Origin of the sequence: Rhodococcus sp. O3 (assembly GCF_048897285.1) — a bacterium.
GTDB lineage: Bacteria > Actinomycetota > Actinomycetes > Mycobacteriales > Mycobacteriaceae > Rhodococcus.
Genome location: NZ_JBMBTE010000156.1, coordinates 1 through 9,944, shown reverse-complemented (window position 1 = coordinate 9,944; position 9,944 = coordinate 1). Strand labels below are relative to the sequence as shown.

Sequence of the window (9,944 nt, the reverse complement as noted above, 5' to 3'; positions counted from 1 at the left end):
GCGCGCAGCCGGGTTGCGCAGGTGTGGTCCCACAGCGTCGGCGGCACCGTCGAACTCCCCGCGAATCCCGGACGCGACACCGCGGGCATCCTCGCCGCGGCCGCGGCCGGTGACCTCGGTGCACTGGTGATCGGCGGGGTCGACCTCGACGACCTCCCCGACCCGCAGGCTGCGCGCTCGGCGGTGGAATCGGCCGGATTCGTCGTGAGCCTGGAAATGCGCCGCAGCTCGGTCACCGATCTCGCGGACGTGGTGTTCCCGGTTGCCGCCGTCGCCGAGAAGTCCGGTGCCTTCCTCGACTGGGAGGGCCGCGTCCGCGAGTTCGGGATCGCGCTGCGCGGCACCGACACCCTGCCCGACCAGCGGGTCCTCGACGCGCTCGCCGCCGAGATGGGGACCCGGCTCGGCGTGCCCGACGCGGAGTCCGCGCGCCGCGAACTGGACCTGCTCGGACCCTGGGAGGGACAGCGACCGGCCGATCCGGCGACGGAGACGGAGACGGTCGAGCCACCCCGCGCCGGTCCCGGCGAGGCGATCCTGACCGGCTGGCGGATGCTGCTCGATGCCGGGCGGATGCAGGACGGGGAGCCGTACCTCGCCGGTACCGCTCGGCCGCCCGTGGTTCGGCTGTCCGCCGCGACCGCCGCCGAGATCGGCGCCTCCGACGGGGATGCGGTGACGGTGTCCACCGACCGAGGCGCCGTGACACTGCCGCTCGCGATCACCGAGATGCCCGATCGCGTGGTGTGGCTGCCGCTGAACTCACCCGGCTCCGCCGTCCACCGGCAATTGGGCATCGGATCGGGCGGGCTCGTACGGATCCGGGTGGGGGAGGTGCAGTGATGGACGGGTATACAGACCTGTCGGCGTTCGGACACGATCCGTGGTGGCTGATCCTGGTCAAGGCCGTGGCGGTGTTCGCGTTCCTGGTGCTGACCGTGCTCGTGGCGATCTACGCGGAACGACGGGTCCTGGCCCGCATGCAGATGCGGATCGGGCCGAATCGGCTGGGGCCGCAGGGGATTCTGCAGAGCCTCGCCGACGGCGTCAAACTGGCGTTGAAGGAGGGCATCGTCCCGTCCGGGGTGGACCGGCCCGTCTATCTTCTCGCCCCGATCATCGCGACGGTGCCGGCTTTCATGGCGTTCGCGGTGATCCCGTTCGGGCCGGTGGTTTCGGCGTTCGGGCAGCGGACGCCGTTGCAGCTCACCGATCTTCCGGTCGCGGTGCTGTACATCCTGGCGGTCACCTCCGTCGGTGTGTACGGCATCGTGCTCGCCGGCTGGTCGTCCGGCTCGACGTACCCGCTGCTCGGCGGTCTGCGCTCGACCGCGCAGGTGATCTCGTACGAGATCGCGATGGGATTGGCGTTCGCCGCGGTGTTCCTGCTCTCCGGCACGATGTCCACGTCCGGGATCGTGTCCGGGCAGGTCGGAACGTGGTACGTCTTCCTGCTGCTGCCGTCGTTCCTCATCTACGTCACGGCCATGGTCGGCGAGACCAACCGCGCGCCGTTCGACCTGCCCGAAGCCGAGGGCGAACTCGTCGGCGGATTCCACACCGAGTACTCGTCGCTGCGCTTCGCGATGTTCATGCTCGCCGAGTACGTGAACATGACGACCGTGTCCGCGCTGGCCACCACGTTGTTCCTCGGCGGCTGGCACGCTCCGTGGCCGCTGAACATGTGGGACGGTGCCAACTCCGGCTGGTGGCCGGTGCTGTGGTTCGTCGCCAAGGTGTGGGCATTCCTGTTCCTGTTCGTGTGGTTGCGCGCCACGCTGCCCCGGCTCCGCTACGACCAGTTCATGAATCTCGGCTGGAAGGTCCTCATTCCGGCGTCGCTGCTGTGGGTCGTGGTCGTCGCCGTGATCCGGGCGCTCGCCAACGAGGGATACGCGGCCGGGCAGGGCACACTCGCCGCCGTCGGGGTGGTGTGCGTCCTGGCGTTCCTCGTGCTCACACGGTTGCGGCGCGCGGCCGGTGGCGGCGAACCCACCCGGGCCGCACCGGACGCGGCCGAACCGTTCGACCCTGGGGCCGGGGGCTTCCCGGTCCCACCGATGCCGGGTCCCGTACCCGCGCAACGCACCCCCGGGGAGGGATGACGATGCCCGAATTCCTCGATCCCATCGCCGGTTTCGGCACCACCTTCGCGGCGATGTTCAAGAAGCCGATCACCGAGCAGTATCCCGAGCAGAAACGCCCGCCGGCGCCCGGATATCACGGCCGCCATCAGCTCAACCGGCATCCGGACGGGCTCGAGAAGTGCATCGGCTGCGAACTGTGCGCGTGGGCGTGCCCGGCCGATGCAATCTACGTGGAAGCGGCGGACAACACCGAGGAAGAACGGTATTCGCCGGGGGAGCGGTACGGCCGGGTCTACCAGATCAACTATCTGCGCTGCATCGGCTGCGGTCTGTGTGTCGAGGCGTGCCCGACGCGCGCGCTGACGATGACCGCCGAATACGAGATGGCCGACGACAACCGCGCCGATCTCATCTACGACCGGTCGCGGCTGCTGGCGCCGCTGCAACCAGGGATGGAAGCGCCGCCGCACGCGATGTACCCGGGCACCACCGAGGAGGACTACTACCGGGGCCTGGTACCGGGCGCTGCCCCGAAGGACGGGGTCGAACGATGAATACGCTCACCCCTGTAGTTCTCGCTCAGGACGTCGTGGAACGCACGTCCACCGGTGAGGCGGTGCAGTTCTGGATTCTCGCCGTCGTCGCGGTGATCGGTGCGATCGGGGTCGTCGTCTCGAGCAAGGCCGTGTACTCGGCGATCTTCCTGGCACTGACCATGATCGTGCTGGCCGCCTTCTACATCGCACAGGACGCCCAGTTCCTCGGTGTCGTCCAGATCGTCGTGTACACCGGCGCGGTCATGATGCTGTTCCTGTTCGTGGTGATGCTCGTCGGCGTCGACGCGTCCGAATCGTTCACCGAAACCCTTCGCGGGCACCGCATCGCGGCGGTCGTGGCGGGAATCGGGTTCGGGGTGCTGATCATCGGGTTCCTCGCCGATTCCGAACTGCCGCCGTTCGCGGGTCTGGTGGACGCCGGTGACGGGCACGTCGCGGGTCTCGCGGAACTGCTGTTCGTGCGGTATGTGTGGGCGTTCGAACTCACCGGGGCGCTGCTCGTCACCGCGACCATCGGCGCGATGGTGCTGACACATCGCGAACGGACGGATGAGCGTCTCAGCCAGAAGGAACTGGCCCGCAGGCGGTTCCGGGAATGGGGCGCGGCGGCCGCTGCGGGGGAACCGCAGGTGCGGGTGACGCCGTTGCCGAGTCCCGGGGTGTACGCGCGGCGCAATGCCGTCGACGTTCCGGCCCGATTGCCGGACGGCAGCTATTCGCCGCTGTCGGTGAGCCGGGTACTCGAGGCCCGGGGTGCGATCGTCGAGCGGCCGGACGAGGAGGAGACCCGATGAATCCGGCGAACTACCTGTACCTTTCCGCGCTGCTGTTCACGATCGGCGCCGCAGGTGTTCTCGTGCGGCGCAACGCGTTGATCGTGTTCATGTGTGTCGAGCTCATGCTCAACGCCGTGAACCTGTCGTTCGTGACGTTCGCGCGGATGCACGGAAATCTCGACGGGCAGGTGTTCGCGTTCTTCACGATGGTCGTCGCCGCCGCCGAGGTGGTGGTCGGCCTCGCGATCATCATGACCATCTTCCGCGCCCGGCGTTCGGTGTCGGTCGACGACAACAACCTGCTCAAGCACTGAGTTTGCTCAGAACACTGAGCCTGCCGAGAGAACTGGGAGGAGACCGGGATGGGCGGAACCTCGGCCGTGTGGCTTCTGCCGGCGTTGCCGCTCGCCGGCGCCGCGGTACTGCTGCTGACCGGCCGGCGCAGCGACACGTGGGGACATCTGGTCGGATGCGCGACCGCGCTGGTCTCGTTCGGGCTGGCCGTGGTGCTGTTCGTGCAGATGCTCGGGCGCGACGCCGGCGACCGGGCCGTGCAGCAGGACCTGTTCTCGTGGGTCCCTGTCGGCGACCTGCAGGTCGACTTCGGCCTGCAGTTGGACCAGTTGTCGATGTGCTTCGTGCTGCTCATCACCGGGGTCGGGTCGTTGATCCACATCTATTCGGTCGGCTACATGGCGCACGGCCCGGACCCGTCGGGCAACACCGCGGGACGAGCACCCGGACGGCGGTTGTTCTTCGCGTACCTCAACCTGTTCCTCGCGGCGATGCTGCTGCTGGTGCTGGCCGACAACTATCTCGGCCTGTACCTCGGATGGGAGGGTGTCGGTCTCGCGTCGTATCTGCTCATCGGGTTCTGGCAGTACAAGCCGACCGCGGCGACCGCGGCGAAGAAGGCGTTCGTCGTCAACCGGGTCGGTGACATGGGCCTGGCCGTCGCCATGATGATCATGTTCGCCTCGTTCGGCACGATCGGGTTCGCCGACGTCTTCGCCGCGGTTCCGGGTGCGAGCGAAACGGTGTCGACCGCGATCGGCCTGACACTGTTGCTGGCGGCGTGCGGCAAGTCCGCGCAGGTGCCGTTGCAGGCGTGGCTCGGGGACGCGATGGAAGGCCCGACCCCGGTGTCCGCGCTGATCCACGCGGCGACGATGGTCACCGCCGGGGTCTACCTCATCGTGCGATCCGGCCCGATCTTCGACGTCGCGCCCGGCGCGCAACTGGGCGTGGTGATCGTCGGGGCCGTGACCCTGCTGTTCGGCGCGATCATCGGCTGCGCGAAGGACGACATCAAGAAGGCGCTGGCGGCGTCTACGATGAGCCAGATCGGCTACATGGTGCTCGCCGCGGGCCTCGGCCCGGCCGGTTACGCGTTCGCGATCATGCACCTGCTCACCCACGGCTTCTTCAAGGCCGGGTTGTTCCTCGGCGCCGGATCCGTGATGCACGGCATGAACGACGAGACCGACATGCGCCGCTTCGGTGGCCTGCGCACCGTCATGCCGATCACCTACGTCACATTCGGTCTCGCATATCTGGCGATCATCGGGATACCGCCGTTCGCGGGCTTCTTCTCGAAGGACCTGATCATCGAAGCGGCGTTCGGATCCGGCGGCGTCGAAGGATTCGTCCTCGGCGCGGCCGCGCTGCTCGGCGCCGGCATCACCGCGTTCTACATGACCCGCGTGATGCTCATGACGTTCTTCGGGCGGCGACGGTGGGCGGAGGATGCGCACCCGCACGAATCACCCGGGGTGATGACCGTGCCGATGGTGGTGCTGGCGATCGGGTCGGTCGCCGGGGGCGCGCTGCTGGCCTACGGTGGGGCGCTGGTGAACTGGCTCGAACCGGTGGTCGGGGAAGAGCACGGTGAACTGCCGTTCCCGGTGTGGGTGCTCACCGTCGTGACCCTCGCGGTGGTGCTCGTCGGTGTCGCGATCGCCTACCGGCAGTACGCGATCCGCGAGATCCCGGTCGATGCACCGGACGAGGTGTCCGTCCTGACTCGCGCCGCGCGCCGCGACCTGTACGGGGACGCGGTCAACGAAGCGGTGTTCATGCGACCCGGACAGCACGCGACCCGCGCCCTCGTCGAGGTCGACGACCGTGCCGTCGACGGTGCCGTCGGTGGGGTCGCCGCGCTGATCGGGGCCGCGTCGGCGCGGTTGCGCACGCTGCAGACCGGATTCGCCCGGTCCTATGCCCTGTCCATGCTGGTAGGCGCGGCCCTCGTGGTCGCCACGATGGTGCTCTGGTGAGGATGCGATGAACCAGTTCCCCTGGCTGAGCGCGTTGTGGCTGGTGCCGGCGATCGGCGCGCTGCTCGTGTGGACGGTGCCGGCGCGCCGGCCCGACCTCGCCAAGGCCGGTGCCCTCGTCGTGTCGCTGGTGGTCGCGGTGCTCGCGATCGTCGTGGCGGTGCGGTTCGAACCCGGGGGAGCGCAGTACCAGTTCGTGGAATCGCACCGGTGGATCCCGTCTTTCGGCGCCGGATACACGCTCGGGGTCGACGGCATCGCGCTGGTGCTGGTGCTGCTCACCGCGGTGCTGGTGCCGTTGCTGCTGCTGGCCGGATGGAACGACACCCGGGACACCGTGGTGCGGAACGGCATCGGGGGCAAGCGTCCGCACGCGTACGTCGCGCTGATCCTGGTGGTCGAGGCGATGGTGCTGCTGGCGTTCACCGCACTCGACATCCTGCTGTTCTACGTGTTCTTCGAGGCGATGCTCATCCCGATGTACTTCCTCATCGGCGGATTCGGTCGGGCGCAGGACCGGGCCGCCCGCTCCGCCGCGGCGGTGAAGTTCCTGCTCTACAACCTGTTCGGCGGCCTCATGATGCTCGCCGCGGTCATCGGCCTGTACATCCTGACCGTCGACCTGGGGGTGGGGACGTTCGACTTCCGGGAGGTCGTCGCGTTGGCGACGGCCGGTGAACTCGGTGCCTCCCCGGGGCTGCTGAACGCGCTGTTCCTCGGGTTCATGTTCGCGTTCGCGGTCAAGGCGCCGCTGTGGCCGTTCCACAGCTGGCTGCCCGGCGCCGCCGTCGAAGCGACACCGGCAAGTGCCGTGCTGATGATGGCGATCGTCGACAAGGTCGGCACGTTCGCGATGATCCGGTACTGCCTGCAGCTGTTTCCCGAGGCCTCGGCGACGTTCGCGCCGCTGATCGTCACCCTGTCGGTGATCGGCATCCTCTACGGCGCGATCGCCGCCATCGGGCAGACCGACGTGATGCGGCTGATCGCCTACACGTCGATCTCGCACTTCGGGTTCATCGTGCTGGGCATCTTCGCGATGACCAGCCAATCCCAGACCGGATCGACGCTGTACATGGTCAACCACGGGCTCTCGACCGCGGCGTTGTTCCTCATCGCGGGATTCCTCGTCTCCCGCAGGGGTTCTCGCATGATCGCCTCGTTCGGAGGGGTCCGGAACGTGGCGCCGATCGCGGCCGGCACGTTCCTCGTCGCCGGTCTGGCGACGCTGTCGTTGCCCGGGCTCGCCCCGTTCATCAGCGAATTCCTGGTCCTGATCGGCACATTCCCGCGCTACGGCGTCGCCGCGGTGTTCGCCGCCGGCGCGCTCGTGCTCTCCGCGGTCTACGTGCTGTGGCTGTACCAGCGGATGATGACCGGTCCGCTCGCCTCCGGCAACGAGGAGGTCCGCGACCTGGTGCCGCGCGAACTGGTCGTCGTCGCACCGCTCGTCGCGCTGCTCATCGTGCTCGGCCTGTTCCCGAAACCCGCGCTCGATGTGATCGACCCGGCCGTGAACCACACGATGACCACGATCGGGCAGACCGACCCGGCGCCCACCGTGCCCGGTCCGGTGCTGACCGGGGCGGTGGTGGGTGCCGATCCGGAAACCGATACGCCCGAGCAGGGAGGTGAATCCGAGTGAACGAGATCAGCACCCCGTCGATCGAATACGGTCTGCTCGCGCCGATGCTCATCGTGCTCGGTGTCGCGGTCGCGGGGGTGCTCGTCGAGGCATTCGTGCCCCGCCGGGTCCGGCACACGACCCAGTTCGTGCTCGCGATCGCCGGTCTCGTCGCGGCCTTCGTCGCGGTCGTCTCGCTCGCCGGAACCAGCAGTTCGGCGGTGCTCGGCGCGGTCGTGATCGACGGCCCGGCCCTGTTCCTGCAGGGCGCGATTCTGCTGACCTCGATACTCGCGGTCGGATTGATCGCGCAACGTCGTGTGGCAGTGGCGGAGACGGTCACGGCCGGGGTCCGGTTCGCCGTCGACGACTTCGCACCGGAACCGGCCGTGCCGCCGGGAAGCGCCGCCGAGCGCGCGGCGGCAGGCAAAGGGAGTGCCACCTCCGAAGTGTTCCCGCTCGCGATGTTCGCGGTCGGCGGGATGCTGCTGTTCCCCGCATCCGACGACCTGCTCAGCATGTTCGTGGCCCTCGAGGTGCTGTCGCTGCCGCTGTACCTTCTGTGCGGCCTCGCGCGGCACCGCCGCCTCCTGTCGCAGGAGGCGGCGCTGAAATACTTTCTGCTCGGCGCATTCTCGTCGGCGTTCTTCCTCTACGGCATGGCGTTGCTGTACGGGTACGCGGGCACGGTGCGGTTGTCCGGGATCGCGGCGGCCGTCGCCGACGGGTCCGGCGACGACACCCTCGCCCTGATCGGCGTGGCGCTGCTCGCGGTCGGGCTGCTGTTCAAGGTCGGTGCGGTGCCGTTCCAGTCGTGGATCCCCGACGTCTATCAGGGCGCCCCCACCTCGGTCACCGCGTTCATGGCGTCGGCGACGAAGATCGCGGCCTTCGGGGCGCTGCTGCGGGTGTTCTACGTCGCGGTGCCCGGGCTGAGCGCGAACTGGCAGCCGGTGCTCGGGGCCGTCGCCGTCCTGACGATGGTGGCCGCGTCGGTGATCGCGGTGACCCAGCGCGACGTCAAGAGGATGCTCGCGTACTCGTCCGTCGCCCACGTCGGGTTCGTTCTCACCGGCCTGGTCGCGGCCAACCACGCAGGCGTCGCGTCGACGATGTTCTATCTTCTCGCCTACGGGATCAGCACCGTCGGGGCGTTCGCGATAGTCGGGCTCGTCCGCGACCGCACCGGGGAAGCCGGCGATCTGTCCGCGTGGGCGGGGCTGGGCCGCCGATCTCCGGTCGCCGCAGCGGCATTCGCCCTGTTTCTGCTCGCGTTCGCCGGGATCCCGCTGACCAGTGGCTTCGTCAGCAAGTTCGCGGTGTTCGGTGCCGCGATCGAGGGCGGGGCAGCGCCGCTGGTCGTCGTCGGTGTCGTGTGCAGTGCGATCGCCGCCTATTTCTATGTGCGGGTCATCGTGCTGATGTTCTTCACCGAACCGGGGGACGACGCGGTGACGGTCGTCGCGCCGGGTGCGGTGACCGCCGCGGTCGTGGCGGTGTCCGCGCTGGTGACCGTCGTGCTCGGGATCGCGCCGCAGCCGGTGCTGGATCTCGCGGACCGCGCGGCAGTGTTCTTTCAATAGCGCAGTGTTCTTTCAATAGCGCAGGGTTGTCCACAGGCGCCGGATTCATCCACAGATTCGCCGGATCCGGCGTCGGCGGGTCTCGCGTCGAATCCCCGGTGGATACCGTCGCGGCATGGGGAGCGGCGACGAGGGGGAACGGGTCCGGTTCCGGCTGGACGCGATCGCCCGTGCTGCCGGTGACCACGGGGCTACCGGTGACTACCGGGCTGCCGGTGACGGGGCTGTCGGTGACTTCGGGGAAGAGCCACCGGTCGGCGAACCGGAACCGCTGCGGCTGGTCGACCGATTGCGCGCGTCACGCTGGCAGACCGGGCACGGCGGGACCGCGGCCCTCGGCGTCGTCGGCATCGTCGCGGCGCTCGTCGCGTTCGTCGTGGTGTGGCGTGATCAGCCTGTGCCGCAAGCAGTTCCACCGCTGCCCTCGGTGTCGACCGTGTCCGAGCCGCTCGTTTCCGTGCCGAGCGGCGCGGCGCCGACGTCGGACGCGGTCGAGCCCGAAGAACTCGTTGTCAGCGTCGTCGGGTTGGTCGCCGCGCCGGGGCTCGTGACGTTGGCACCCGGGAGCCGGGTCGCGGATGCGCTGACCGCCGCCGGGGGAGCGTTGCCGGGCGCCGATCTCACGGGCATCAATCTGGCGCAACGTGTCGCCGACGGCGACCAGATCGTCGTCGGTGCCGTGCCACCCGATCCGCCGCCTCCCGCGAGCAGCGTGTCGAGCGCCGGAACCGGTGTGGGATCACCCGCCCCGACATCGGGAGGTGCGGCAGGACCGGTGAATTTGAACACCGCCGACGAAGCGGCGCTCGATGCGCTGCCCGGGGTGGGTCCGGTGACCGCCGCGGCCATCGTCGCCTGGCGCGACGAAAACGGGCCGTTCACGGACGTCGAGCAACTCGGCGAGGTCGACGGCATCGGCCCGGCCCGGCTCGCGCGACTGCGCACGCTGGTCACGGTGTGAACAGCGACCGGCTCGATGCGCGGCTGGTTCCGTGCGCGGCCGCGGCATGGGCCGTCACGCTGCTCGGCCTGTACGCGGGG

General features: G+C 69.0%; 9 protein-coding genes. All 9 read left to right on the top strand.

The annotated features are described in order from the left end of the window. Positions 1–843 (top strand): molybdopterin dinucleotide binding domain-containing protein (locus tag ACN675_RS25680; RefSeq protein WP_420753520.1); only part of this gene is annotated, 843 nt, incomplete at its 5' end. After that, a complete protein-coding gene (nuoH, locus tag ACN675_RS25675) occupies positions 843–2,105 on the top strand; it encodes an NADH-quinone oxidoreductase subunit NuoH (protein ID WP_420753519.1) in 1,263 nt (420 codons plus the stop codon). The genes ACN675_RS25680 and nuoH, both read left to right, overlap by 1 nt. Before the next feature lie 2 nt (positions 2,106–2,107). Then, positions 2,108–2,641, top strand: a complete 534-nt coding sequence (nuoI, locus tag ACN675_RS25670; RefSeq protein ID WP_420753521.1) for an NADH-quinone oxidoreductase subunit NuoI — start codon at positions 2,108–2,110, stop codon at positions 2,639–2,641. After that, entirely contained in the window at positions 2,638–3,438 is an 801-nt protein-coding gene (locus tag ACN675_RS25665) for an NADH-quinone oxidoreductase subunit J (RefSeq protein ID WP_420753518.1), read from the top strand. The genes nuoI and ACN675_RS25665 overlap by 4 nt, the downstream gene beginning before the upstream one ends. Beyond that, on the top strand, positions 3,435–3,734 hold the full coding sequence (gene nuoK, locus ACN675_RS25660; RefSeq protein ID WP_420753517.1) for an NADH-quinone oxidoreductase subunit NuoK: 300 nt from the start codon (positions 3,435–3,437) through the stop codon (positions 3,732–3,734). The genes ACN675_RS25665 and nuoK overlap by 4 nt, the downstream gene beginning before the upstream one ends. A gap of 48 nt (positions 3,735–3,782) precedes the next feature. Next, complete coding sequence (gene nuoL, locus ACN675_RS25655; RefSeq protein WP_420753516.1) at positions 3,783–5,696, top strand: NADH-quinone oxidoreductase subunit L; 1,914 nt, start codon at positions 3,783–3,785, stop codon at positions 5,694–5,696. Positions 5,697–5,703: 7 nt separating this feature from the next. Further along, entirely contained in the window at positions 5,704–7,341 is a 1,638-nt protein-coding gene (locus tag ACN675_RS25650) for an NADH-quinone oxidoreductase subunit M (protein WP_420753515.1), read from the top strand. Beyond that, on the top strand, positions 7,338–8,903 hold the full coding sequence (gene nuoN, locus ACN675_RS25645) for an NADH-quinone oxidoreductase subunit NuoN (RefSeq protein ID WP_420753514.1): 1,566 nt from the start codon (positions 7,338–7,340) through the stop codon (positions 8,901–8,903). Before ACN675_RS25650 ends, nuoN begins: the two co-directional genes overlap by 4 nt. Positions 8,904–9,018: 115 nt before the next feature. Beyond that, positions 9,019–9,864 (top strand): helix-hairpin-helix domain-containing protein, encoded by an 846-nt coding sequence (locus tag ACN675_RS25640; RefSeq protein ID WP_420753513.1) that lies wholly within the window; start codon positions 9,019–9,021, stop codon positions 9,862–9,864. Positions 9,865–9,944 lie beyond the last annotated feature (80 nt).

What these genes read in the sequence shown, in the direction of transcription:
- nuoH (WP_420753519.1), top strand. Translation starts at nt 843, where the DNA reads ATGGACGGGTATACAGACCTGTCGGCGTTCGGACACGATCCGTGGTGG.
- nuoI (WP_420753521.1), top strand. Translation starts at nt 2,108, where the DNA reads ATGCCCGAATTCCTCGATCCCATCGCCGGTTTCGGCACCACCTTCGCG.
- ACN675_RS25665 (WP_420753518.1), top strand. Translation starts at nt 2,638, where the DNA reads ATGAATACGCTCACCCCTGTAGTTCTCGCTCAGGACGTCGTGGAACGC.
- nuoK (WP_420753517.1), top strand. Translation starts at nt 3,435, where the DNA reads ATGAATCCGGCGAACTACCTGTACCTTTCCGCGCTGCTGTTCACGATC.
- nuoL (WP_420753516.1), top strand. Translation starts at nt 3,783, where the DNA reads ATGGGCGGAACCTCGGCCGTGTGGCTTCTGCCGGCGTTGCCGCTCGCC.
- ACN675_RS25650 (WP_420753515.1), top strand. Translation starts at nt 5,704, where the DNA reads ATGAACCAGTTCCCCTGGCTGAGCGCGTTGTGGCTGGTGCCGGCGATC.
- ACN675_RS25640 (WP_420753513.1), top strand. Translation starts at nt 9,019, where the DNA reads ATGGGGAGCGGCGACGAGGGGGAACGGGTCCGGTTCCGGCTGGACGCG.